Origin of the sequence: Allorhizobium borbori (genome assembly GCF_014196535.1) — a bacterium.
Lineage (GTDB): Bacteria > Pseudomonadota > Alphaproteobacteria > Rhizobiales > Rhizobiaceae > Ectorhizobium > Ectorhizobium borbori.
In genome coordinates, this window is record NZ_JACIDU010000032.1 from 1 (window position 1) to 24408 (window position 24408).

Below are 24408 nucleotides of genomic sequence, written 5' to 3' on the forward strand. Positions count from 1 at the left end.
CCCTCGTCAGTGACACGGCTTATAGAACCACCACACCCAAACCGTCAACATCCAATTTCATCCAATCGTCACTTTTCTTATAAGTAATTGATATTAAATAGAGTATTTCAGATAAAGCCGGAACGTCGGTAAACAGGCGCCCGGAAAGTACGGGCGTGCAAACAAAAAAGCCCCGGTTTCCCGGGGCTTTTGGAAGATGAAACTTGAGAGCTGATGTTCAACCGCGTGAGACCCACACGATGAAGCCGCCGATCAGGGCCACGAAGGTCAGTGCGGGCACGATCAGGCCCGGATAACCGAGCACGAGAAAAGCAGCGACCCAGCCGACCAGAACGAGAAGCGCAATGATCAGCGGCACGAGGCCTTCGGTCAGCGGGCTCATTTCCTCGGGATGCTCGGGCACGGGAATGACATTGTTCAGCGGCTTGGCGGACATCTGCGACTTCTCCTGGCAGGTTATGGATTTTGATAGATCTCATACCGGGCCTCAAAGGCGGCTGCAACGGCTGATTCCTACCTATTGGTCTTAGGGTGGAGGCTTTGCTGCCGGCCGTGGCGGCTTGCGCGGCCGGCCCGCGGAGGGATAAAAGGGCACGAACGATTTCCATCAGGGCCGCCTCTGCCACATGCGCGGCACCGACAACCGGAGACTTCCATTCGTGCGTATTCTTTCCGAAGCCCATTTTCCGGAACTGCCTTCCTATTACAAGGGCAAGGTCCGCGAGAACTATGACCTGCCCAATGGCGAACGGATCATCATCTCCACGGACCGGTTGAGTGCCTTCGATCGCATCCTGACCTGCATTCCCTACAAGGGACAGGTTCTGACCCAGACCGCCCGTTATTGGTTCGAGAAGACCGCGGATATCTGCCCCAACCATGTCGTCTCCTATCCGGACCCGAATGTCGTGGTCGGCACCCGTCTCGATATCCTGCCGGTGGAGATCGTCGTGCGCGGCTATCTTGCGGGCACAACCGGCACGTCGATCCTCACCCAATACAAGAAGGGTGTAAGGGAAATGTATGGCATCACCTTCCCGGAGGGGCTGCGCGACAACGAAAAGCTGCCCGAACCGATCATTACCCCCACCAGCAAGGCGTTCGATGGCGGGCATGACGAGCCGCTTTCACCGCAGGAGATCGTCGAGACCGGCCTTCTGAGCGCCGAACAATGGGACACGCTGTCCCGCTACGCGCTGGCGCTTTTTTCCCGCGGCCAGGAACTGGCGGCGGAACGCGGCCTCATCCTCGTCGATACGAAATACGAGTTCGGCACCGATTCGACAGGACGTATCGTATTGGCCGACGAAATCCACACGCCGGATTCGAGCCGCTACTGGATTGCGGCCACCTATCCGCAGAGTTTCGAGAAGGGCACCCGTCCGGAAAGCTTCGACAAGGATTTCGTCCGCGCCTGGGTGGCCGAGCGCTGCGATCCCTACAAGGACGACATTCCCGAAATTCCGGTTGAACTGATCGAGCAGACCTCGGGCGTCTATATAAAGGCGTACGAAATGATCACCGGCCAGAGTTTCGTGCCCGATGATTCGTTTGCCACGCCGAAGGAGCGGGTTCGGGCAAATCTCGCACCTTATTTCGCAGCCAGCGGCGCAAAAACGTCATGAGGGCTTGATAATGCGGGCCCGCCGTTCAAATGATCGGCAGGGACAGCTTCCGCCATGCCATTGATGGCGGAAGTGATCGGGGAAGGCAGGACGATGGCAAGAAGGACAAGGCGGAAGGCGGAAGAAACCCGGCAGGACGTTCTCGACATGGCGGAATCGGTGTTCCGCGACAAGGGTTTTGCCGGAACGACCATTGCCGATATCGCGGCGGCGCTCGGCATGTCGCCGGCCAATGTGTTCAAGCATTTCCGTTCCAAGACCGCGCTTGCCGAAGCGATCGCCGAACGCCACGTCGAAAAGATGGTGGGAGCGCTCGAAGGTATCGATGCGAGCCTGCCGCCGCTGGAGCGACTGGGCCATTTTGTGCGCCGGTTGATGGAATCACACCTGCGTAGCCTGCAGCAAAGTCCCTATATCTTTGAAATCGTTCTTATGACCTCGGGCGGGGATATGGCCTGTGGCCTGCGCTACAAGGAATTGCTCGAAAGCCGCTTTGTCGACATGGTGCGGCTGGGTGTGGCCGAGGGCGCTTATTACAGCAAGGATATCGAACAGACGGCCCGATGCATCACGGCCTCCTTTGCCTGCGTGCTTCACCCGGTCTTTCTGGTCCGCTATCCTCAGGAGGAACTGCATATCCGGTGTGACGAGGTCGTCGAATTCGTGAACAAGTCGTTGACGAACCCTCTTGCCAAGTGATTTTCATTCAATTACGTCACTATGACTGTCATGTTCGACCGCTAGAAAACACCCTGCTGACCTGCCGCGCCCGCAACGGTGTAGCGATGGAACCACAGGTACGATCGAATTATGGTTAATGCTTAATTAAAACTACCGGCATAGGCTGCCTCCTGCTAGCCTGCCGACGCTGAGGGACGATCGGTTCGGTTTACGAAGCGCGGTTTTCGGCAGGCACAAAGGACTTCGAGACCAGAATGCGGATCAAAAAAATGGCATCTTTTCGTTCGGCAGCGCCCCTCGTTCTGCTTCTGCTCTCCAGTTGCGTTACGGGCCCCGACCATACCGACCCCAAGATCGACCTTCCGCAGAAATTCAGCGAAGGCGGACAGAAGAGCGCCGGTGACGTGACGGTAAAGTCCTGGTGGCCGGCGTTCAACGACAGCCGCCTCAACGCCTATGTAGATCAGGGTCTTTCCCAGAACCTGACCGTTCTTCAGGCCATAGAGCGCATTACCGCCGCCGAAGCCAACGTGATTGCCACGGGCGCAGGCGCCCTTCCGAATATCGGAGGCAGCGCCTCGTTCACGAGAAGCGGCCAAACCGGCGAGCTGCGGACTCAGTCCCAGTCGGCAATCAGCACGTCGAGCGCCGGTCTCTCCGCCTCTTGGCTGCTCGACCTCTGGGGCCAGTACCGCCGTGCCAAGGAAAGCGCACGGGCTTCGCTCGACGGCGCCTACGCAACCGCCGATGTGGCCCGCCTGACCTACCTTTCCAACGTGGTCAACGCCTATATCGATGCGCGCTATTATCAGGAGCGTCTGGCGATTGCCCGCAAGAACCTGAAGTCGCGGAACGAAACGCTCGACCTGACCAAGCTTCAGCTTGAAGCCGGTGCGGCGTCGCGACTTGATGTCGTCCAGTCCGAAGGTCTGGTGAACTCGACGCTTGCCGAAATCCCGAGCTATGAAAAGGGCTTCCGCCTGTCGGCCCACACTCTGGCGCTGCTCCTGGGCCTGCCGGCTGATTCGCTGGTGGCCGAACTGCAGAAGACCACCCGCCAGCCTGTCGCGAAATATGCGGTGAACTCGGGTGTGCCGGCCGATCTCATCCGCAACCGCCCGGATATCCGCAAGGCGGAACGCGATCTGGCGGCTGCCGTGGCCCAGATCGGCGTTGCTGAAGCCGCCTTCTATCCGTCGATCACCCTGTCAGGCTCCATCTCGCCGTCGCTCATCGACGCCGTCGGTGCAGCACCTGGGTGGCGTGGCACCTGGGGCTTCGGGCCGCAGCTCAATCTGCCGATCTTCCAGGGCGGTAGCCTCAAGGCCAACCTGACCACCGCCGAATCGAATGCCCGCACCGCCTATCTCGCGTGGAAGGAAACGGTTCTGACCGCCGTGAAGGACGTGGCCGACGCACTCGCCGCCCTCAAGCGCGATGCCCAGACGGTTTCGGCCCTGCGCAAGACGGTCCAGTCCTACGAAGAGGCGCTCCGCCTGTCGACCGCCAGCTACCGCGACGGTGCATCCTCGCTGCTCGACGTGCTCGATGCGCAGCGCTCCGTCTCCACCGCGCAGGCAAGCCTTGCCACTGCGGTTCAGGCACTGGCCAAGGATTACGTGGCGCTCAACGTCGCCATGGGCGGCGGCTATGCCGCTAACGGCCCGGTCAAGGTCGCTGACGCCGGCAAGAAGCCCTGATCGGGCTTCTTCTCCCTCGGTATTATCCCGGAAACAGAAAACCCCGGAACCTTGCGGTTCCGGGGTTTTTCATTGCGAGTCAGGCAACGCCGGACAAATCAGTCCTTGGCGCGCTCGACGTAGGAATTGTCTTCCGTGGCAATCACGACGCGGGTGCCGGCATTGATGTGCGGCGGCACCATGGTACGAATGCCGTTCGAAAGCATGGCCGGCTTGTAGGAAGAAGACGCCGTCTGGCCCTTCACGACCGGTTCGGTCTCGGTGATTTCGAGCGTGACGTGGCGCGGCAGTTCGACGGCGAGCGGAACGCCTTCATGGATCGAAAGAACGCAGGTCATGCCTTCCTGGAGATAGGCCTTCTGATCGCCCATGGTTTCGGCATCCACCACGACCTGATCGTAGTTTTCCGGGTTCATGAAGTGGAAGCCTTCGCCGTCTTCGTAGAGGAACTGGAAGTTCAGGTCTTCGACGAAAGCGCGCTCAACCTGTTCCGTCGTGCGCCAGCGCTCCGAAACCTTGACGCCATCGACGATGCGGCGCATGTCGACCTGCGTCACCGGCGTGCCCTTGCCGGGGTGGAAATTCTGCGCAGTGAGAACGACATAGAGCTTGCCGTCCACGTCGAGAACATTGCCCTTGCGGACGGATGAGGCGATAACCTTGACCATAATACTTCCTTGTAACGGCGTGATGCGCGTCGTAGAGGACTGCCGGGCAGCCGGCGCCGGATGACGCAAAATTCTTTGTCCGGGGCGGAACTACCCTAAATTCGCGCGGAATGCCAGTCCCCCGCGCTTTCAGCGCTTCCCCTCACCCGGAGGCACAGGAAAGAAACCTTGAGATGACGCCGATTGCGCTAAAGCCCTCACCCTGGTGGAACCCTGCCGTCCATAAGGACCGACGACCCTTTCTTATCGGTCGCAACCGCATCCAGTCAGCGCTCAGGACGGGTTTCGCCACCCGCGGCTTCGTCGAGGTGGATACGCCCGGCCTGCAGGTCTCGCCCGGCAACGAGACGCATCTGCACGCCTTTGCCACGGAAATCATCGGCAATGACGGCATCCCCCATCCCGCCTATCTGCACACTTCACCCGAATTTGCCTGCAAGAAGCTGCTGGCGGCGGGCGAAGAAAAGATCGCCTGCTTTTCCCACGTCTGGCGAAACCGCGAACGCGGGCTGCTGCATCATCCGGAATTCACCATGCTCGAATGGTATCGCGCTGGCGAGACCTATGAGGAACTGATGCGCGATTGCGCCTGGATCGTCACCACCGCCGCCGAGACCACGGGCACGAAGGCCTTCCGCTTTCGGGGCATGGAAGCCGATCCCTTCGCCGAACCCGAGCGCCTCTGCGTGGCTGAAGCCTTCATGCGCTTCGCTGGCATCGACCTTCTCGCCTCCGTCGCCGCCGGCGGCGAGACGGACCGCGAACACCTCGCCGCCGAACTGGCGAAGGCCGGCATCCGCTTTGCCGACGACGACACCTGGGCCGACCTTTACAGCCGCGTTCTGGTGGAGAAGATCGAACCGTTTCTCGGTCAGGGCCGCCTGACGATCCTCGATGAATACCCGGTCAGCGAAGCCGCCCTTGCCCGCCCCTCCGCCCGCGATCCGCGCGTGGCCGAGCGCTTCGAGCTTTACGCCTGCGGCGTCGAGCTGGCCAATGCCTTCGGCGAACTCACCGATCCCGCCGAGCAGCGCCGCCGCTTCACGCTGGAAATGGCCGAGAAGCAGCGCATCTACGGCGAAACCTATCCGGTCGATGAGGATTTCCTCGCCGCCCTTTCCCTCATGCCCCAGGCCAGCGGCGCAGCGCTCGGTTTCGACCGGCTCGCCCTCCTTGCCACCGGTGCCTCCCGCATCGATCAGGTGATGTGGGCACCCGTCGCGGAGTTCGGCGCGTGAGCGGCGAACGCACACTCAAGACGGCGGCGGATCTTCTGGCCGCAGGTCTCATCGATGACGGCACGGTGCACGAGACGGAAGCCGTCGCCCGGCGTTACGCCGTTGCAGTCACGCCGGCGATTGCCGCGCTCATCGACCCCGCCGATCCTGCCGATCCCATCGCCCGGCAGTTCCTGCCATCGTCGGCCGAACTCGTCACCCTGCCGCAAGAGCGCGACGATCCCATCGGCGACCGGCCGCACACGCCGGTCAAGGGCATCGTGCATCGCTACCCCGATCGCGTTCTCTTCAAGGCGGTGCATGTCTGTCCGGTCTACTGTCGCTTCTGCTTCCGCCGCGAAATGGTGGGGCCGGATGGCGATGGCACGCTTGCGCCCACCGAAATGGAAGCGGCCTTCGCCTACATCGCCGCCCACCCGGAAATCTGGGAAGTCATTCTCACCGGCGGCGATCCGCTCATTCTCTCGCCGCGCCGTCTGGCGGAAATCATGCGCGGGCTAGCGGCCATCGACCACGTCCGGATTGTCAGATTTCACACCCGCGTCCCGGTTGCAAATCCTGACAATATCGATGCCGATCTCATCGCTGCATTGAAGGAAAGCGGCAAGACGTTGTGGGTGGCGCTGCACGCCAACCACCCGCGCGAACTCACGCCGCAAGCCCGCGACGCATGCGCCCGCCTTGTCGATGCCGGCATCGCCATGGTCAGCCAGAGCGTTCTGCTCAAGGGCGTAAACGACGATCCCACCGTTCTCGGCGCCCTGATGCGCGCCTTCGTTGAGAGCAGGATCAAGCCCTATTACCTGCATCATCCCGACCTCGCCCCCGGAACAGGCCACTTCCGCATGGATATCGGCGAAGGTCAGGCCATTGTCGCGGCGTTGCGCGGGCACGTCTCCGGCCTGTGCCAGCCGGCCTATGTTCTCGACATTCCCGGCGGCCACGGCAAGGCGCCGCTCGGGCCGGATGCGGTCGCGCCTGGCCCCGATGGCTGCTGGTCGGTGTCGGATTACCGGGGCGGGCTGCATGTTTGGCCGCCACGGCCCTGAACCCTGTTTCGTCCCATTATTCACCACTGATAAAACCAGAGCGCGCAATAAAGACTCTTTAACTAAACCACTTAGAGGTGTCTTATTCTTTCTGCCCTATTGTCCTCGCCAACGGAGCATTTCCAGCGCGTGGAAATAGACCCCGAATGAAAACGTGGGAGAATGGGTATGAACGAAACCATCCGTAATCTGCTGACGAAACTGGGCGGTCTTCCGGTTGCCGTCGATAGCCTTGCCGACGACGCCGATCTCTATGCCGCCGGCCTGTCGTCCTTTGCCTCGGTACAACTCATGCTCGGTATCGAGGAAGCCTTCGACATCGAGTTCCCGGATAACCTCCTGAACCGCAAGTCCTTCGCCAGCATCGCGGCGATTGAAAAAACCGTTGCAACGATCATCGAAGCCCAAGAGGCCGCATGATGAACGCTCACGTCAAGGTTCCCGCCGCGCCGCTTCGCGAGCGCATTGCCCGTGCCGCCGCCGTCGCAGCAAGATTCGCGGAAGACGTGGATGCCAAGGGGCGTTTCCCTTCAGAAACCATGCAGGCCCTCAAGGATGAGGGGCTGATGGGCATCCAGATCCCCGCCGAACTCGGCGGTGAGGGCACGAGCATTGCCGAGATCGCCGAGCTTTGTTCCGTTCTCGGTCAGGCCTGCGGGTCCTCGGCCATGATCTTCGCCATGCACCACATCAAGCTGTCCAGCCTTGTGGAACACGGCGCCAATGCCGAATGGCACCGCGAATTCATGCGCTCCATCGCCCGTGACCAGCTTCTCCTCGGCTCGGCAACGACCGAAGGCGGCATTGGCGGCGACTTGCGCAATTCGCTCTGCGCCATCGAGATCACCGACGGTGTCGTCCGCCTTGAAAAGAACGCGACGGTCATTTCCTACGGTCTCTATTCCGATGCCATCCTGATCACGTCGCGCGCCCACAAGGACGCCGCCTCCTCCGATCAGGTCATGACGGTGTTCATGAAGGACCAGTACACGCTGGAAAAGACCAACGACTGGGATACGCTCGGCATGCGCGGCACCTGCTCGGAAGGTTTCCTCTTCAAGGGCGAGGCTCCGGCGGAGCAAGTCATCCCGGAACCCTTCGCGGAAATCGCCGCCCACTCGATGCTCGCCATGGCGCATCTGCTGTGGTCGTCGCTCTGGTATGGTATCGCCGTCGATGCGGTCCATCGCGCCCAGAGTTTCGTGCGCGCCGCCGCCCGCAAGACCCCCGGCCAGAACCCGCCCGGCGCGCTGCGCCTCGCCGAAATCTCCGGCAAGCTGCAGGCCATCAAGACGGACATCATCCACGGTGTTCGCCAGTATGAAGAAATCCGCCGCAATCCCGACAGCCTCACCATGGGTTTCCTGATTGCGATGAACAACACCAAGCTCGCCACCTCCACGGCGATCATCGACATCATCGGCCAGACGCTGTTGATCAACGGCATCATGGGCTACAAGAACGGCACCCCCTACAGTGTCGGCCGCCACCTGCGCGACGCCTATTCGGCGCAGTTGCAGATTTCCAACGAACGCATCCTGATGAACCAGTCCACCATGCTTCTGGTCAACAAGCAGGACACGAGCCTTCTGGGGTGAACGACATGGACATGCAGATTTCCTTTCTCGACCGACTGTTCGACAGCGGTCTCCTGATCGAAACCGGCGTCGAGGGTCTTTACGGCCGCTCCGGTGAATTCGAAGGCGTCATCGCCGCCTTCGAACGACTCATCGATCGTGTCGGCGGCGAAGACGGCGCTGAAGCCATCCGCTTCCCGCCGGGCATGAACCGCGCTTTCTTCGAAAAAAGCGGCTACATGAAGAGCTTCCCGCAGCTCGCCGGCACCGTGCATTCCTTCTGCGGCTGCGAGCTGGATCACATGAGCCTGCTCAAGTGCATGGAAGAGGGCAATGACTGGACCGGCGAACAGAAGGCGACCGACATCGTCCTGACACCGGCAGCCTGCTACCCGCTCTATCCGACCATCGCCAAGCGCGGCAACCTGCCGGTTTCCGGCGGTCTCTACGACCTGCAGTCCTACTGCTTCCGTCATGAACCTTCCAACGATCCGGCCCGCCAGCAGTTGTTCCGCATGCGCGAATATGTCTGCATGGGCACGGAAGCCAAGGTGACGGAATTCCGCCAGCTCTGGATGGATCGCGGCGTGAAGATGATGGAAGATGTCGGCCTGTCGGTCGAGATCGACGTCGCCAACGACCCGTTCTTCGGCCGCGCCGGCAAGCTGCTTGCCAACAACCAGCGCGACCAGAACCTTAAGTTCGAGCTTCTCATCCCCGTCACCTCCGACGTCAAGAAGACGGCCTGCATGAGCTTCAACTACCATCAGGACGCGTTCGGCGCGAAATGGGGCCTGAACCTCGAAGACGGCGCCGTTGCCCACACCGCTTGCGTCGGCTTCGGTCTGGAACGCATCGCGCTTGCCCTCTTCGCGGCCCATGGCCTCGATACCAGGCTGTGGCCGGAAAACGTCCGCAAGGTTCTCTGGGGCTGATCCGATGACGGCAGCCTTCAAGATGTCGGCGGTCTTTCCCTGGCTTGACGCGGCAAACTACAAGCCCCACGCGCTTCATTCCGCGGAGCGCGCGTGGCCGGAAACCAATTGCTATGTCGATCTGTGGATCGAAGTTCTGGCAAGCTTCGGGGCCTCCCCCGAAGCCATGCTCGGCTTCACGCTGACCCAGGATTTCGAGGGCGACCAGTTCACCTTCTTCAAGGTGCCGCTGGAAGACCTCGAAAGGCTCTATGGCGTCCGCGTTACGGAACTGGCGATCTTCGACAGGGTGGAAGACCATATCGCGGTGCAGGTTGCCCGCGGTCGTCTCTGCCTGGTCGAGATGGACAGCTTCTACATGCCGGATACGCAGGGCGTCGCCTACAGGATCGAGCACGGCAAGACCACGGTCGCCATCAACCGTCTCGATACCACCGGCAAGCGTCTCGAATATTTCCACAATGGCGGCTACTTCCATCTGGAAGGCGAGGATTTCGACGGGCTGTTCCAGCATCACCTGCTCGAGACCGATCCGCCCTTCCTGCCCTATACGGAGTTTGCCAAGTTCCCCGGCAAGACGCCGTCGCAGGAACGCCAACGCAAGGGTGCGGTGGATCTGCTGCAGACCCATTTCGCCCGCAGGCCCGAAGAGAACCCGATTGCCGCCTTCGCGGAAGTCTTCCCCCGTCAGGTGGAGGCGCTGGCCGAACGGCCCTTCGGCTTCTTCCACAAATACGCCTTCAACACGCTGCGCCAGACCGGCGCGAATTTCGAACTGCTCGCGACCCATCTCGACTGGCTCTCCCCGGAGGGTCTGTTCCAGACGGAAGCGGACGCCGCCCGCGCAATCTCGGAAAACGCCAAAAGCGTCCAGTTCCAGTTGGCCCGCGCTGTCACCCGCAAGAAGTTCGAACCGCTCCGCACGGCACTCGACCCGGCCATCGAAAGCTGGGAAACGCTCATGAAGGGGCTCGAGCGCAAGCTGGGCTGATCACCTGACAACACCGGGGCCATGGAACCAATCCGTGGCCCCGCGCATTTCTGAGGTGGAACACAAGCCAAGGAGGCCACCTTGAAAATCGTCTCGCTCGCCAGCGCCGGTCTGCTGCTCATCGCCAGTGCCGCCTATGCCCAGCAGCCGCCCGAACCACCGAAACATCCCCCGCATGAGCAGGACGCCGGCAAGCCCCGCCCGCCGAAGGATGGTCCGCCCGGCCCCGGCATGGGTCCGGGTATGGGCCCCGGCATGGGTCCGGAAGGCCGCCGCATGCCGCCGCCTCCGCCGTCGAAGGCCGCCCACTACCGGATCGAAATGGGCGATACGAAGATAGACATCAAATGCGCCGAAGACGAACCGTCCAAGGCCTGCACCGATCTCTTCCTTCAGGTCATCGACAAGGTTTCGCCGAAGCCCTGAATACACACATTACGTCAGCAAAACGAAGGCCGGTGCCCAGCGCCGGCCTTCTTTCTTCCTGTGACGGAAACCCACGGCCATAACGTCTTTTTAGCTTCCTGCGCCGACAATCGGCCAAACTGATTCGAGCGGAGCAAGCGGTATGGACTTTCATCGGCCCGACACGATCAAGGCGCTGGCCGAGGGCTGGACGCTGACGCTTAGCGATGCGAATGCCTGCGCCACGCCCGCCGAAATCTCCGCCGCCGCCGAAACCTTTCCGGCTTCGGTCCCCGGCACCGTCGCCGGCGCCCTTGCCGATGCCGGCTGTTTCGACCCCGCCCGCCCCGAACCGCTCGACCATCGTGACGCCTGGTATCGCACCACGCTGTCGGAAGTCCCCGGCCCGGCCACCCTGCGTTTCGAGGGGTTGGCCACCATTGCCGAAATCTGGCTGAACGGCGAAAAACTCCATACATCGGAGAGCATGTTCGAACCCGTGGACCTGCCGGTCACGCTCACCGGCTCGGATGAACTCGCCATCGCCTTCCGCGCGCTGCGCGCCCATCTCACGAAGAAAGGCCCCCGTGCCCGCTGGCGTCCGCAGATGATGAGCGAGCAGGGCCTGCGCCTCGTCCGCACCACACCGCTCGGCTATATGCCCGGCTGGTGCCCCGAGGTTCATGCCACCGGCCCGTGGCGACCTGTAAAACTCATCCGGCCTGATGATTTCTCACTGAAGAATGTGAGAATAACGACAAGAATCGATGAGCGAGGCAACGGAGTTATTTCCGTGTCTTGCGCTAACGTCAAAGCTCCCGTCACCTCCTTATTTTGCGCTGGCAAAATGTGGAAATTTAAAAAGAGTGAAGGACATCGTTTTGCGGCCACAATTGAAATTCCGTCCGCAAAACTTTGGTGGCCCCGGTCGTATGGCGCTCAAGAGTTGTATGATATCTCGGCCTGCTCCATCTCGTCCCCTCATCTTGTCCCGCTCGCCCGCACCGGCTTCCGCCGCATCGAAATCGACCGCGGCCAAGATGGCAGGGATTTCGCACTCCGCATCAATGGCCAGCGCATCTTCTGCCGCGGCGCTGTGTGGACCAATGCCGATATTCTCCGCCTGCCCGGCACCCGCGCTGCCTATGAGCCATGGCTGCGCCTGGCCGCCGAGGCCGGCATGAACATGATCCGTATCGGCGGCACCATGGCCTATGAGAGCCCGGAATTCTTCGCGCTCTGCGATGAACTCGGTATTCTCGTCTGGCAGGATCTGATCTTCGCGAATTTCGATTATCCGGTGAAGGACGAGGGTTTCATCGCCCATGTTCGCACCGAAATCTCCGCCTTCCTAGATGCCACCGCCGCCTCACCATCGCTTGCCGTGCTCTGCGGCGGCAGCGAAATGCATCAGCAGGGCGCCATGCTCGGCCTGCCCGAAACGGCATGGAAAACACCGCTGACGCAGGAGATCCTGCCCGCGCTTGTCGCTGTTCACCGCCCGGATGTTCCCTTCGTGGAAAACTCGCCCTCCGGCGGCGCGCAACCCTTCTTCGTCAATGAAGGCGTTGGCCATTATTACGGTGTCGGCGCTTATGAGCGCCCGCTCACCGACGCCCGCCGGGCCGATGTCCGCTTCGCCAGCGAATGCCTCGCCTTCGCCAATGTGCCGCAGCAGGCAACCCTCGACGCGCATCTGCCCGTCGCCGCCGTTCACCATCCGGAATGGAAGGCGCGTGTCCCGCGCGACCGCTCGGCAAGCTGGGATTTCGAGGACACCCGCGATTTCTATCTCCGCGAACTTTATGGGCACGATCCCGCTCGTCTGCGCCGCGAAGACCCGGCCCGCTACCTCGATCTTTCCCGTGCTGTGACCGGCGAGGTGATGACGGAGACCTTCGCGGAGTGGCGCCGCAAGGGCTCCTCCTGCAACGGCGCGCTGGTCTGGACGTTGCAGGATCTCCTGCCCGGTCCGGGTTGGGGCGTGATCGACGCCACCGGCGAACCGAAACCGGCCTGGTACGCCCTGAAGCGGGCCTTCCGCCCGGTGCAGGTCCTGCTGACGGATGAAGGCGTTAACGGGCTTTCGGCCCATATCCTCAACGAGACGGCTGACACGCTGGACCTGACGTTGGAAGTTGTCGCCCTGCGCGATGGTTCGCAGCCGGTCGTCTCCGGCCACCGTGCGCTTTCGCTTGCGCCGCGCACGGTGCAGGAGATTTCGGCCACCGATCTCTTCAGCGCCTTCTTCGATCTGAACTACGCCTATCGCTTCGGCCCGCCCTCGCATGATCTGGTCATGGCCCGCCTGAAACGGGATGACCAAACCATCGCTGAAGCCGTGCATTTCCCGCTCGGCCGGGCAAAGGTACTGCATGCGGGCGAAATCACATCGTCGCTCCGGCGGGAGGAAACCGGCTGGACGCTGACGCTCGCCGCCAGTCGCTTCCAGCAATCGGTGCACATCGCCGTGCCCGGCTATCGCCCGGCGGATGACTGGTTCCACCTTCTGCCCGGCGAGGAGAAGACGGTCGCACTCCTGGCTCGCCCCGGCACGGACGCGGATGCCCTGCCCGAAGGCGAGATTGCCTCGCTCTCGGGATCAATCCTGCGTTTTTGATCGCGAAAGTCAGTTCTGGCTGGAAAACTGCCGGGCCAGCGCCGTCACCTCGTCGAGATAGACGGCACGCGCATGCGGCGGCGAGAGGTTGTGATCCGCATTCGGGATCACAACGAGCTGGACATTGCCATATTCACCCATCCGCTCGCCACGCTGGCCGAAATAGCTGGAAAAGTGCTCCCAGCCGACATCGCTTTCACTGTAGACCAGCGTCATCTTCGTCGCGCGCCGCGCCAGCGTGCGGAACGCCGCATGCACGAGCCGGCCCTCTTCCGTGTAATGGCGAAGGAACAGCATCAGTGGCTGCAGCGCCTTTTTCGAAACCACCGAAGCGATATTCGTCAGCGCCCGACGTACATCGATTTCCCCCTTCAGCAGGCGACGAACGGTTGCCCATTGCAGGGCGCGCTGGCCATAGTCGGAAAGGGCGCGCGCACCGAATTGCAGGGCGGAATCGACATCCCGGCCCGGCTGCCAGCGGAATGTATAGGGGTTTACCACCACAGCGCCCGCTATGCGCGGATCGGTCACCGCCGCGCGGAACGAGAGATAGGCACCACTGCACCGGCCGGCCAGAATGATCGGCCCCAGATCCTGCCGCGTCAGAAAATCGAGGGCAGCAGCCACATCCTGTTCCTGTGCTGTACTGTAGAGCACCTGCGCTGGCGCATGGGGCGCGGGCGGGCTGTCGGCCACATTGGCGGCATCGAAGCGCAGCGAAGCAATGCCGCGTTCCGCCAGTTGGCGGGCCATCATCACGGTCGTTCGGCCCCAGCCGGCATGCCGGTCATAACCGGTGGAAAGGAACAGCACGGTTGCGCCATGGCGCTTGCCCGCAGGCCGGGTCAGAACGCCGTAAAGCGGCGATTCATGACCGAAACACACCGGCGTTTCGCGGAAGGTACCGCCATCGAGCGTGCCGGCCGCCAAAAGGGCGGGCGGTGTCGCGAGCGCGCCGCTGGCGGGCACAAGTGTCGCGATCCAGTCGACAATTCGTGCGGCCACATCCTCGGGTACCTTCGAAACGGCGGGATTGGCCGTCAACGCCTCATAACCATCGAAGGCAAGGCGCTCCACGGTGGCGCCCCGCGCGGCAAGATAGACCGCAAACTCGCCGTCGGACGGCCGCGCGGCCCGTTCGGCCACCAGGCACGGTACGGCAGGAAGCCCGTCGAGCGCCATCAGGTCGAGCCGCTTGATATCCGCGGCAATCGGGTCCGCCAGCGTGAAACCGGCAATGGCCACACCCTTGGTCTGCCGCTGGTCTTCGGCAAGGCCGAGGCTGTCATCCACCATGCGCGACATCGCGGCAATTTCGCGTAAATGAAAGCGACCGGAAACGACCGGGGCCAGCAATGCCATCCCGGCCAGGTTTTCCAGCCGCGAAGAAACGCGCACGGCAAGCGCCGCGCCAAGCCCCTGCCCGACCAGCACGATGCGCCGCGCACCGGACCGGCGCGAAAGCTCGGCCGCCGCCGCCGCGATGGCGTCCTCCCAGAGGCCGAGCCCCCCCTCGAACGAGGCCGGATCAAGCGAATCGCCCGTTCCCGGCAGGTCAAAGCGCAGAGAGGCCACATTGCGTGCGGCCAGATGCTCGGAAATCACGCGCCAGAACTTGCGCACGCAGAGATCTTCGAGCCCCCAGGGGCTGACGAAGAGGACGGCAAGATTGCCCCGCGCCGGAGCCGGTGTGAAGATCCCGGCCATGCCGGAAAAGGCAACGGGCTGACTTTCATGATCGAAGGCCGGCGGGCCAGCCTCGTCGCTATCCTGCATGGTCGGGACGCAAACAGCCGCCATGTTCAAGCCTCCCTTGCCTGTGGCGCCACAAAGCCGGTAATCGCACTGGCCAGGCCCTGCGCGCGCGCAGGCAGTTTTCCGGCCATCCGCAGAATTACATCCGCATCCTCGCGCGGCACCGCCCGGCACAGCCTGAGCGCCGGAACATAGGCGACGGCCCCGGCCACGATGGCCAGAATGAGCCCGGGCACACCCGATACGATTTCCGTGACCGCAAAGGCCGTGGCGCCGCACAACATCGCCGCCGCCGTCACCGGAATGAGGGAGAGGAACAGGCCGCGCATCGATCCGTCGAATTTCATCAGCCGCAGCATGGCGATGCAGGTGGCGAGGAAAACGAGACCGCGCACCAGTGCGGCTCCTACACCCGAAAGGCTCGGCACGATCAGAACCGCACCGATGACCATCAGTACCGCAGCCGCCAGATCGATCATCAGCCGCTGGCGGATCATATTCTGGGAAAAGAGATATTGTGTGCAGATCTGCGAAAACACGAAGACCGGCGTGAACAGCGCGAGCACGGCCACCACGGCCCCCGCCGGATGAAACTCGATGCCGAATACCGCGATCACAAGCGGCGGCGCAATGGCGGCAAGACCGAAGCTCATCGGCAACGTCACGTAGGAAAGGCTGCGCACCACGCCTTCGAACACGGCGACCGGCAGGCGGTCTCCGCCCGAGCTTTCGAGCTTTTCCGAGTAATAGGGCAGGAGGCTTCCGGTCAGTTGCACCGGCAATTGCAGCGCAAGGTTCGCCAGCGAAAGCGCCACGGCATAAAAGCCCACCACCTCGGCGCTGTGGAACTTCTGCAGGAACAGAAGCTCCACCCGCGTCAGGAAGATGGAGGCGACGATATATTCCACCGAGAGCAGGAAGGAAGACGCCGCCAGTTCACGCCGATGCATGCCGCAGGCATCCGCGCGGCGAAACACGAAACGCAGGCTGTAGAAGAAGACGACCGCCTGACCGGCGATATAGCCGACAAGGGCACCGGGCGTTGCGTAGAAAACAGCGCCGGCGATCACCGCCACGAGCTGGACCAGCGAGGCAATGACGGTCAGTCGAAAGAAAGCGCCAAGGTTCTGTTCGCCGATCAGGAAGTTCTTGGAAAAGGAACCGATCGACTGGGTAAAGAACAGAACGCCGGTTATGATCACGACGACCGGCCCCATTTCGATCCAGTGATCGCTTTCGAGCTGGCTGAAGACCGCACCGGAAACCACGAGAATCAGAAGCGTCGCGGCCACCACGGGCCGAATGAGAAAGGCTGCGAAACCGAGACGTCTCGTCTCGTCCACACCCTGTACCTTGAGTTGCGGCAGGAGCCTGAGCAGCAGAACGCCGGTGCCGAGTTCGGCAATCAGCGAGCCGGTCGTGGCAAGCCACAGCGAAAAGGCTATGGTGCCGTTCGCTTCGGGGCCAAGCAGTCGTGCCGCGATAATGGAGCAGGCAAAGCCGGTAATCAGCAGCGCCAGACCCGACGCGGCATTCATCACCGAATTGGCCACGATACCCTTGCTCATCAACGCCCCGCGCACCTTTAGGCCGCGATTGGGCGACCATGAACCGTCCGGAAATCTAACAGCGGGCGTTTAACAAATGCACCACGTAATTGCTAAAATACGGTGCAATGCACGTTCAGGCAAACAGCCGGGCGGCCATGTCCTGCCAGGTCATGGCCTGGCTGATGTCGATGGACAGGCGGTTGTAGACCTTGGCCGCATCGAAGGCGGCAAGGATGGAAGACGGATTTCCGGGCTCGTAGGCCATGACATGCGGGCGCCCTGCGGATGCGAACACCGGCGCGACGATCGGCAGGCGGCAATAGGTGTACTGGATCATCTTCAGGCTGGACTGGCTCAGATAATCCGCCCCCGGCGCGGGACTGTAGGGCGCGATGCCGACATCGGCGTGGCGAATATAGCCGGCAACGGTCGCGAACGGCACTTCGCCATGCGTCACCACATTGGCAAAGTTTTCCTCGATCCGGGATTTGCGGCCGAAAAGATGGAAGGTCCAGTCGGGATTTGCCCGCGCCAGCGTCGTCAGCACCTCGGCATCGAACAGCATGTCGCCAACGCTCACCGCATTGTTGGACGCTGCGTAGGGCGTCTGGACCGCCGCATCGAAGACATCGGTCGCGATACCGTGCGGCAGAAGCAGGATCGGCACGCCGGCAGGCATCTCGGCGCGCTGCGATTCCGCCAGGATATGGATGGCGTCGTAGTCACGGATCGACCTGTCCCATACGGTGCGGAAACAGGGATGCGCGCCGATCGTCTCCATCTGGTCGGCGGCGTGATAGATCAGCTTGGCCTTCGGTGCGAGCCGGCGGATGAGTGGCGCAAGCAGAACGGCGATGCCGCTTTCGATGAGGATATGCGTATAGCCGGGAAGACGCTTGCGCACCGGCGAAGGCAAGAGCGCCGCATAGTGCTGGAACACCAGCCCCGTCAACCGGTTGAGCGCCGCCGAGCGGGTCGCGAACGGATGAATGAGACTGACCCAGATGAATTCGTCGCGAAGATCGTTGATCCGGACCCACCGGTTCGTTTCGCGTGTGCTGGCATATTCCCAGCGCCCCTCCTTGGAGAACCGGCTGATGAGGCTCAGCCGCAGCGACAGGAAGTCGGCCCGATCGCCATTGGCATTGAGCGAATCGGCAAGAAAATGCAGGTCCACCTTGCGGGGCGCGTCGGCGAAGTGCTGGCCGGTTACGAAGAGCACATTCTTCACTGGCTTTTCCCTTCAAGACCGGACAGGCCGGCCAAAGCAGGCCCCATGACATCGGCATAAACCGCCACATATCTGTCCGCGACCCGGCTCCAGGCATAGTCGGAAGCCTCGGCAATCAGGGTCGCCCGCTGCGCTTCACCGCCGTCGCAAAGCCCGCGATAGGCCGCTTCCAGGGTATCCGCCGCCCGGTCCGCGCGCTCGAAATCCGCCAGCATGAGCCCGCCATGCCGCTCGCCTAGCAGCCGGTAGGCATCGTTGACATGCAACACCGGCTTCAACCCGGCGCTCATGGCTTCCACCGCCACCAGACCGAAGCCCTCATATTCCGAAGCAGAGGCAAACAATGAACAGGTTCCAAGAAGACGGGCGATCGCATCGTTTTCGAGATTGCAGGCAATGCTGACATGGGCCTGAAGGCCCCGCGCGGCAATCAGCGCCTCCACATCCGCCACCGAAAGGTCACCCGGCACGCCGACGATTTCCAGATGCCATTCGCCATCGCGGACAACCAGTGCCTGAAGCGCATCCAGCAACCGGTCGATGCGCTTGTTGACGGAGAAGCGTCCAATGGTGACAATCCGCTTCACGGGCTGGCGGCTGGCGGCTTCGTAAAACTTGGCGGTGTCCGCGCCGTTTTCGATCAAAATCGTGCGCCCCGCCGCAATCGCCGAAAACGCAGCGGTATCCGAACGGCTGCACCCGATGATCCGCGTATAGGAAAGCGCCGAAAGACGTGTGAGCGTCCTGAACCAGATCTTCTTGATGAGCGCGTGCTTGTTCGTGTGGAAGAAGCCGCCATGGGTCGTCGCCACCATAGGCTTGCGGTGCAGCAGCCAGCCGAGCGCCAGCGCATCAAAAAAGAAATCAATGGCATGCACATGCACGAGATCGGCATCGCCGAGATAGCGGAAGACGGCGGGTGCGAGCGGATAGCGGGACGATCCCTTCCAGGGAATTCGCACGACCTCGATGCCGTTCACGGTCTCGCGCGCCGGCAGCACCGTGTCGGGCGCGCCGAACAGCCTGTCGAGGGTGACGACGCGAACGCGGTAACCGCGCGCAATGAGCGCCATGCCGAGATTCATCACGACATCTTCCAGCCCGCCCCGGTTCGGGTAGAACTGGCGCACGACATGAACGATCAGCGGTCCCGGCTGTGCGACACGGCCCAGCGGCATATCAAGGTTTCTTTCTGCAATCGTGACCGTCAAAATGCACCGTTACGCCAGAAATCATCTCTGAAGGTGCGCCAAAGGCAATGGCGCATTCGGGACACTCTAGGCCGGCAGTCTTTAAGAAGCTCTTATCGCGGCTTCCGCAGCGCAGAAGAGGGATCAGAGCCTTTAGCTCTCGTTAATCATGTTCTGCGAGATTGAATCCAGGAATGGACGAAGACGGACCGCTCGCGGCGCGTTGTCGTTTGCCGGTCGTGCAGTCGCGTTTTGGACAGGTTGATGGAAATCGACATCTTTCAGTTACCCGGAATCATCAGGCGGAGGCTGCACTACATCGTGCTGTCGGTGATCGCTTGCGTCGTTCTGGCGGCTTTCTACCTGTCGACCGTCGTGCCGCTCTACCGTGCATCGACCGAAATCCTGCTGGACCCGCAGGGTCTTCTGGCCGACCGGCGCGATCTGTTCGTCACCGGCACGTCGCCGCAGGAACAGTCGAGCCTTGAAAGCCAGACCTACATCGTCCAGTCGCGCGATGTCCTGAACGAGGTCATCACTTCGCTCTCGCTGGCCGACGATCCCTATTTCGCCAAGGCCGCCAAGCTTCCCGCCGGCGCCAGCGAGGAAGTGAAGCTCGCCGGCATTTCCGCCGCCCTTCTCAAGCATCTTGTGGTCCTGCGCGCCGGCCAGTCCTTCGTGCTGTCGATCACGGCGGAACATCCGGACGCAACCCGTGCCGCGCTCATCGCCAACACGGTCGCCCGCACCTATCTCCGGAAAATCGCAGATACCCGCTCCGACGCCAATCGCCGCGCCTCCGAAAGCTTCCAGGCCCAGGCCAGCGAATTGCGCGACCGCGTGCTGAAGGCGGAACTCGCCGTCGATGAGTTCAAGGAACAGAACGGCCTCGTCACCACCGGTGAAAAGGGCCTGCTGATCGACCAGCAGGTCGTCGGCATCAACGAACAACTGACGCAGGCCCGCCTCGCCGAAGAGCAGCAGAAGGCCAAATACGACCAGACGCGCAATCTGACGCTCGCCGCGATCGAAGCCGGCGCCATTCCGGAAGTCGCGCAGTCTCAGAGCATCGAGCTTTTACGCTCGCGCTACACAACGCTGCTCGAACGGGAAGCCGAACTGGCCGCCGGTCTTGGCTCCAACCATCCGCAGATGCGTGCGGTCCGCTCGCAGCTTGCGGGCGTGCGCCAGTCGATCGATGCTGAAATCGGTCGCCTTCGCGAAAGCATGCGCGCCAATTACGAGCGCGCCGCCGCCAATACGAAATCCATCAACGAGCAGCTCTCCAAACTCACCCGTTCGAGCTATGACAGCAGCACCGCACTGACGCGGATGCGCCAGCTCGAAAGCGAGGCCGAGGCCGTTCGCACCATTTACAAGACCTTCCTGACCCGCGCCGAGGAACTCGGCCAGACCCAGAGCGTCAATACCAACAATTCGCACGTCATCTCCGAGGCATCGCCGCCCGCAGAGGCTCCGTCCGGCCTCAAGAAGATCGTCCTGATTGCGGCCGCCCTCTTCGGCATCGCACTGGGCAGCGGTCTGGCGGTCCTGCGCGAACTCTTCGGCGGCATCTTCACGCGCAAGCCGGGCGATGTAGCCGAACGCGCCGGTATCCCGATCATTGCCACCTTGCCGGTGGAGCCGGAAGCCCGCGAAGGCTTGTTGTCCGGCCTCACTGCACGCTTTTCCCGCAATCCGAAGCACAAGACCGGAAGCGATTTCCGCCGCAAACGCGACCTCGGCATGCTGCGTTCGGTACATTTCCTGCTGAACACGTTCGGAAACCGCCGACCGGCCACCATCCTGTTCGTCTCACCGGACACCGCGCCGCTTCAGCAGGACATTGTCGCCGAAATTGCGGAGACGATGGCCGATCTGCGCCAGTCCGTCGCGCTCGCTCCGGGGCAGATCCTGACGCCGTCTTCGTCCGGTTCCATCAACCGCTCCTCCACCCAGCGCCCGATGCGCGGCATGCTCGCCACCCGGCTGGAACCGGAGGAAGCCGATGAAAACCTGCTGATGGATGACCGGCTGGTCTATCGCCGCATTCCCGACATTGATCTCGGACGCATGGCGCCGCCTGCCGATTTCGTGCTGATCGACGCCTGCGGCACAGAGGCGGTGGATTACCTCCCGCTTTTGGTCGAGGAATGCGACGCCATCGTCATCGTGACCGATCTGACCGCCGTCAAGCGCAAGCAGATCGAGGAACTTTTCTCCCAGCTTGACGCCTGGAAGGACAAGATTCCCGGCCAGATCGTCATCGGCGGGGACGCATGACCACGGCGTTGCCGACGGGGACCGACAGAAGCCGCCGCCGCAAGTCGGCGGCTTGCGTGCTCCGCGCCGCCGCATCGCCTGCGCCGGGCGAAACGCCGGCCACCTCGAAACGGGACTGGCTGGCCAGCTTTCGCGAAAAACTGAACCGCCTTCTCATTCCCGTCGCCGTCATCGGTGGCCTGACGTTCAACTTCGCGCTGTGCTTCGTCAACACCCGCATCACCCCGACATGGGAACTCTATGTCATGATGTCGGAAATGGTTCTGGTCATGTTTGCCTTTGCCGCCACGCTTGACCGGCGCATGGGTATCTATTTGTTTCTCGGCATTTTCGTCGCCTACATGGCCATGCTGTTCGCCTTTCGCGGTCATGCCGATGCCAAGGCGGTGCGCGACATCATCATCCCCGTGGTCTTCTTTTTCATGGGTATGAAGGCCCGCGACCTGATGCTTGCCGACCGGCTGGTCGCAACAGCCGTTGCCATCGTCGTCGCCTTCGGCCTGTTCGAATATTTCGCCGTCGAAACCTTCCTCGATTACTTCAACGTGCTCGGCTACTATCTGGCGCGCGGCACCATCAATCTCGGTGAAACCTTCGGCATTTCGCGCGGCCTGTTCATCTCCGGCCTGCGTCCGGAACCGCGCACCATCCTGCCCTTTCTCGGCCAGCACCGCGTCGCCTCCATCTTCCTGGAACCCGTCTCCGCCGGCAATTTCGGGGTGATCGCCTATAGCTGGGCACTGTTTCGCACCGATATGCGCTTCCGCGTTCCGGTCCTCATCGGCGCACTGTCCACCGTCGTTCTCGCGGATGCCCGCTTCGGCCTCTATACCTGCATCCTCATCACGGCCGTCTCGCCCATCCTGAAGTTCACGCCGCGCCTTCTGTGGATGGTCATGCCCTTCATCATGCTGTCGGCGGTTGCGGCCTATGGCATCGCCACCAACACGTTGGGCGGGGATAACAGCATCGGCGGGCGCATGGCCGTAACGGCGCACATCCTCACCTCGCTCACCCCCGACATCGTCTTCGGCGTCGAAACGACGGACCAGTTCACGGCGGATTCCGGTCTGGCCTACACACTCACGAAATTCGGGATCGTCGGCTTCGTCGCGCTCTGGGGGGCGCTCGTCTTTGCGCCGGTGAAGGATGAGAAGGCCTGGACCTATCTGGCGATGGTCCTCATCTATCTCCTGCTGCTGATGCTCATCAGCAACTCGTTCTATTCGATCAAGACCGGGGCCCTGCTCTGGTTCATTCTGGGAACGGCCACCTGCGTGGAATTTCCGAACAGGCCTTCGCGGCTCCGGCAGTTCCTGCTGCCGGATCGCATTTTTGCTCCGAAGGCCCGCCCGCTCACCGCTCCAGAGACGGGCAGGACAGCGCCTTCTTCGAACGGTCCTTAAGCACCGGCAGGAGCGCATCGAGCTGAGGCCGGTCCTTCCCGTCGACGGGCTGGATATTGAGGGCTTCCTCCTTCGGCCACCAGTCGCCGGCCGCCCAGTAGGCCCAGCCGGTCCAGACGTCGCGGTTGTCCTCCATCACCTTCACCATGGCGGCAAGGCCGGCATTGCAGTCCGCACCCGCCGGCGCGCCGAATTCGCCGAGATAGCCGCGCGCGCCGTGATTGCGCAGCCACAGTGTAAAGTCCTCCAGCGCCGCCGCCGCCGCATCGCCCCGTTCGCAGGTACCCTTGGTTCCGGAGAAATCGGTGTCGAGATACTGATGAACCTCATAGGCGAAGTTCCTGCCGCTATCCACGACACCCGCCATCACCGTGGCATTGGCGCCGCCATAGGCCTCGGAGCGCCAGCTATGGGCTCCTGTCCAGGACGTACCGGGCACCAGAACGAGATTCTTCGCGCCGGCCTTGCGTATGGCGGCAATCGCTGCATTGGCGCTTTTCAGCCATTGCGCCGCCGCCACGTCATGGGGCTCGTTCATCAGCGCATAGGTCACCGCCGGATCGTTGGCGAAGAGTTTTGCCAGCTTGCCCCAGAAATTCGCGAAGGCCGCATCGGGAACGTCAGGCGTGCCGATGATCTTCTGACGGTAGCGCGCATAATTATGCGGATCGATGACCACGCCCATACCGTGCTTCTTGATCGTCGCAACCGTCTCCTTCAACCGGCCGAGTTCGTCGGCATCGAAGGGCCCGTCGAGTTTCGGTTGAAGCCGCTCCCAGAGAAAGGGCAACCGGACCGAGGTAAAGCCGAGCGCCGCGAAATGGGCAATCGTCGCTTCGGAAGGATAGATATAGTCCTTGCCGTATTCGTTCTTGCCTTCGGCGAACTCCGCGCCGGCAAGATTGATGCCGCGAAAACACGCGGCCGCCTCCGCCGCTGCGGGCTGTAACAGCGCGATGACCGCGAGCGAGGCAGCGAGCGAACGCTTCAGAGGCGAGAGGAACGGGCGGAGAAATAAAGGCGTGGCATCGGAAACGTTCATCGGATCATCCGTAAACTGCGGGCCTGACCGTGCAGACCCTTCGACTGGAATCAGGCGCAACATTCGCCCGAGGACATGGCAGAGCCCGACCGCGCGCCTCGCCCGCGTGCAGTAAAGCCGTTTTCGCCAGCCTCACTTATCGCGCGGAAAGGCTACGGCATGGTTACCGTCGCCAAACAAGTTTTAGTGAGAGCTAACCGATCCCCGATCACCTGTCATGCATCGGATCATTCAAGTTTTGTTTCCTTAAATGAATATTATTTTCCTATTATTGATTGCCGTGCGAAAGCCTGCTAGTCGTTTTGCAGAGGCAAGATACTGAAGGGTCCGGACCATGTGTGGGATAGTAGGATTATTTTTGAAGGATCGTTCTCTTGAGGGTCGGTTGGGTGAGTTGCTGAGCGACATGCTTGTAACGATGACGGACCGTGGTCCGGATTCGGCCGGGATCGCGATTTATGG

The 24408-nt window shown here is 62.0% G+C and carries 20 protein-coding genes and 1 pseudogene; 14 read left to right on the plus strand and 7 right to left on the minus strand.

What is annotated here, in order from left to right; genetic code table 11:
• Positions 1–217: 217 nt before the first annotated feature.
• Entirely contained in the window at positions 218–436 is a 219-nt protein-coding gene (locus GGQ66_RS21775; protein ID WP_183795654.1) for a hypothetical protein, read from the minus strand.
• Between the two features lie 223 nt (positions 437–659).
• Between GGQ66_RS21775 and GGQ66_RS21780 the strand changes: the two genes are divergently transcribed.
• From GGQ66_RS21780 to GGQ66_RS21790, 3 genes are all read left to right on the plus strand, one after another.
• Positions 660–1625, plus strand: coding sequence for a phosphoribosylaminoimidazolesuccinocarboxamide synthase (locus tag GGQ66_RS21780; protein WP_183795656.1), 966 nt, complete (start codon positions 660–662; stop codon positions 1623–1625).
• A 93-nt stretch (positions 1626–1718) separates the two neighbouring features.
• Positions 1719–2324 carry a TetR/AcrR family transcriptional regulator gene (locus GGQ66_RS21785; RefSeq protein WP_183795659.1) on the plus strand — a complete coding sequence of 202 codons (606 nt, stop codon included), beginning with the start codon at positions 1719–1721 and terminating at the stop codon, positions 2322–2324.
• A gap of 251 nt (positions 2325–2575) precedes the next feature.
• Complete coding sequence (locus GGQ66_RS21790; RefSeq protein ID WP_183795661.1) at positions 2576–4006, plus strand: efflux transporter outer membrane subunit; 1431 nt, start codon at positions 2576–2578, stop codon at positions 4004–4006.
• A 98-nt stretch (positions 4007–4104) separates the two neighbouring features.
• Here GGQ66_RS21790 and efp read toward each other — a convergent pair whose 3' ends face one another.
• Positions 4105–4674 (minus strand): elongation factor P, encoded by a 570-nt coding sequence (gene efp, locus GGQ66_RS21795; protein WP_183795663.1) that lies wholly within the window; start codon positions 4672–4674, stop codon positions 4105–4107.
• A 173-nt stretch (positions 4675–4847) separates the two neighbouring features.
• Between efp and epmA the strand changes: the two genes are divergently transcribed.
• The 8 genes from epmA to GGQ66_RS21835 all read left to right on the plus strand — a co-directional run bounded on the left by epmA (position 4848) and on the right by GGQ66_RS21835 (position 13489).
• On the plus strand, positions 4848–5912 hold the full coding sequence (epmA, locus tag GGQ66_RS21800) for an EF-P lysine aminoacylase EpmA (RefSeq protein WP_183795665.1): 1065 nt from the start codon (positions 4848–4850) through the stop codon (positions 5910–5912).
• Positions 5909–6961, plus strand: coding sequence for a lysine-2,3-aminomutase-like protein (locus GGQ66_RS21805; RefSeq protein WP_183795667.1), 1053 nt, complete (start codon positions 5909–5911; stop codon positions 6959–6961). The genes epmA and GGQ66_RS21805 overlap by 4 nt, the downstream gene beginning before the upstream one ends.
• 168 nt (positions 6962–7129) lie before the next feature.
• Positions 7130–7381: an acyl carrier protein gene (locus GGQ66_RS21810; protein ID WP_183795669.1), complete on the plus strand. Its 252-nt coding sequence runs from the start codon at positions 7130–7132 to the stop codon at positions 7379–7381.
• The gene (locus GGQ66_RS21815) at positions 7381–8559 is read left to right on the plus strand and encodes an acyl-CoA dehydrogenase family protein (RefSeq protein WP_183795692.1); all 1179 of its coding nucleotides are present in this window, start codon (positions 7381–7383) and stop codon (positions 8557–8559) included. The genes GGQ66_RS21810 and GGQ66_RS21815 overlap by 1 nt, the downstream gene beginning before the upstream one ends.
• Before the next feature lie 5 nt (positions 8560–8564).
• The gene (locus GGQ66_RS21820) at positions 8565–9473 is read left to right on the plus strand and encodes an amino acid--[acyl-carrier-protein] ligase (RefSeq protein ID WP_183795672.1); all 909 of its coding nucleotides are present in this window, start codon (positions 8565–8567) and stop codon (positions 9471–9473) included.
• 4 nt (positions 9474–9477) lie between these two features.
• Entirely contained in the window at positions 9478–10464 is a 987-nt protein-coding gene (locus GGQ66_RS21825; RefSeq protein WP_237359040.1) for a DUF1839 family protein, read from the plus strand.
• A gap of 81 nt (positions 10465–10545) precedes the next feature.
• Complete coding sequence (locus tag GGQ66_RS21830) at positions 10546–10890, plus strand: hypothetical protein (protein WP_183795674.1); 345 nt, start codon at positions 10546–10548, stop codon at positions 10888–10890.
• Positions 10891–11032: 142 nt separating this feature from the next.
• A complete protein-coding gene (locus GGQ66_RS21835) occupies positions 11033–13489 on the plus strand; it encodes a glycoside hydrolase family 2 protein (RefSeq protein ID WP_183795676.1) in 2457 nt (818 codons plus the stop codon).
• Positions 13490–13498: 9 nt separating this feature from the next.
• On the opposite strand, the gene GGQ66_RS21840 is transcribed toward GGQ66_RS21835, so the two are convergent.
• The 4 genes from GGQ66_RS21840 to GGQ66_RS21855 all read right to left on the minus strand — a co-directional run bounded on the left by GGQ66_RS21840 (position 13499) and on the right by GGQ66_RS21855 (position 19203).
• Positions 13499–15289 (minus strand): alpha/beta fold hydrolase, encoded by a 1791-nt coding sequence (locus GGQ66_RS21840; RefSeq protein WP_183795678.1) that lies wholly within the window; start codon positions 15287–15289, stop codon positions 13499–13501.
• 2 nt (positions 15290–15291) lie between these two features.
• Positions 15292–16812 carry an oligosaccharide flippase family protein gene (locus tag GGQ66_RS21845; RefSeq protein ID WP_183795680.1) on the minus strand — a complete coding sequence of 507 codons (1521 nt, stop codon included), beginning with the start codon at positions 16810–16812 and terminating at the stop codon, positions 15292–15294.
• A gap of 115 nt (positions 16813–16927) precedes the next feature.
• Positions 16928–18025, minus strand: a complete 1098-nt coding sequence (locus GGQ66_RS21850) for a GumK N-terminal domain-containing glycosyltransferase (protein WP_183795682.1) — start codon at positions 18023–18025, stop codon at positions 16928–16930.
• The gene (locus GGQ66_RS21855; RefSeq protein ID WP_183795684.1) at positions 18022–19203 is read right to left on the minus strand and encodes a glycosyltransferase family 4 protein; all 1182 of its coding nucleotides are present in this window, start codon (positions 19201–19203) and stop codon (positions 18022–18024) included. The genes GGQ66_RS21850 and GGQ66_RS21855 overlap by 4 nt, the downstream gene beginning before the upstream one ends.
• 276 nt (positions 19204–19479) lie before the next feature.
• Between GGQ66_RS21855 and GGQ66_RS21860 the strand changes: the two genes are divergently transcribed.
• Positions 19480–21498, plus strand: a complete 2019-nt coding sequence (locus GGQ66_RS21860; protein ID WP_183795686.1) for a GumC family protein — start codon at positions 19480–19482, stop codon at positions 21496–21498.
• Positions 21495–22904, plus strand: a complete 1410-nt coding sequence (locus GGQ66_RS21865) for a UDP-phosphate alpha N-acetylglucosaminyltransferase (protein ID WP_183795688.1) — start codon at positions 21495–21497, stop codon at positions 22902–22904. The genes GGQ66_RS21860 and GGQ66_RS21865 overlap by 4 nt, the downstream gene beginning before the upstream one ends.
• On the opposite strand, the gene GGQ66_RS21870 is transcribed toward GGQ66_RS21865, so the two are convergent.
• Positions 22855–23946: a glycoside hydrolase family 5 protein gene (locus GGQ66_RS21870; protein WP_183795690.1), complete on the minus strand. Its 1092-nt coding sequence runs from the start codon at positions 23944–23946 to the stop codon at positions 22855–22857. The genes GGQ66_RS21865 and GGQ66_RS21870 overlap by 50 nt on opposite strands.
• 334 nt (positions 23947–24280) lie before the next feature.
• On the opposite strand from GGQ66_RS21870, the pseudogene GGQ66_RS21875 reads away from it, so the two are divergent.
• Positions 24281–24408 (plus strand): annotated as a pseudogene (locus GGQ66_RS21875) (glutamine amidotransferase); the annotation flags it as partial.

What these genes read in the sequence shown, in the direction of transcription:
- GGQ66_RS21825 (WP_237359040.1), top strand. Translation starts at nt 9,478, where the DNA reads ATGACGGCAGCCTTCAAGATGTCGGCGGTCTTTCCCTGGCTTGACGCG.
- GGQ66_RS21775 (WP_183795654.1), bottom strand. Translation starts at nt 436, where the DNA reads ATGTCCGCCAAGCCGCTGAACAATGTCATTCCCGTGCCCGAGCATCCC.
- GGQ66_RS21815 (WP_183795692.1), top strand. Translation starts at nt 7,381, where the DNA reads ATGAACGCTCACGTCAAGGTTCCCGCCGCGCCGCTTCGCGAGCGCATT.
- epmA (WP_183795665.1), top strand. Translation starts at nt 4,848, where the DNA reads ATGACGCCGATTGCGCTAAAGCCCTCACCCTGGTGGAACCCTGCCGTC.
- GGQ66_RS21840 (WP_183795678.1), bottom strand. Translation starts at nt 15,289, where the DNA reads ATGGCGGCTGTTTGCGTCCCGACCATGCAGGATAGCGACGAGGCTGGC.
- GGQ66_RS21845 (WP_183795680.1), bottom strand. Translation starts at nt 16,812, where the DNA reads ATGAGCAAGGGTATCGTGGCCAATTCGGTGATGAATGCCGCGTCGGGT.
- GGQ66_RS21790 (WP_183795661.1), top strand. Translation starts at nt 2,576, where the DNA reads ATGGCATCTTTTCGTTCGGCAGCGCCCCTCGTTCTGCTTCTGCTCTCC.
- GGQ66_RS21810 (WP_183795669.1), top strand. Translation starts at nt 7,130, where the DNA reads ATGAACGAAACCATCCGTAATCTGCTGACGAAACTGGGCGGTCTTCCG.
- GGQ66_RS21865 (WP_183795688.1), top strand. Translation starts at nt 21,495, where the DNA reads ATGACCACGGCGTTGCCGACGGGGACCGACAGAAGCCGCCGCCGCAAG.
- GGQ66_RS21820 (WP_183795672.1), top strand. Translation starts at nt 8,565, where the DNA reads ATGGACATGCAGATTTCCTTTCTCGACCGACTGTTCGACAGCGGTCTC.
- GGQ66_RS21870 (WP_183795690.1), bottom strand. Translation starts at nt 23,946, where the DNA reads ATGAACGTTTCCGATGCCACGCCTTTATTTCTCCGCCCGTTCCTCTCG.
- GGQ66_RS21855 (WP_183795684.1), bottom strand. Translation starts at nt 19,203, where the DNA reads ATGCCGCTGGGCCGTGTCGCACAGCCGGGACCGCTGATCGTTCATGTC.
- GGQ66_RS21860 (WP_183795686.1), top strand. Translation starts at nt 19,480, where the DNA reads ATGGAAATCGACATCTTTCAGTTACCCGGAATCATCAGGCGGAGGCTG.
- GGQ66_RS21835 (WP_183795676.1), top strand. Translation starts at nt 11,033, where the DNA reads ATGGACTTTCATCGGCCCGACACGATCAAGGCGCTGGCCGAGGGCTGG.
- GGQ66_RS21785 (WP_183795659.1), top strand. Translation starts at nt 1,719, where the DNA reads ATGGCAAGAAGGACAAGGCGGAAGGCGGAAGAAACCCGGCAGGACGTT.
- efp (WP_183795663.1), bottom strand. Translation starts at nt 4,674, where the DNA reads ATGGTCAAGGTTATCGCCTCATCCGTCCGCAAGGGCAATGTTCTCGAC.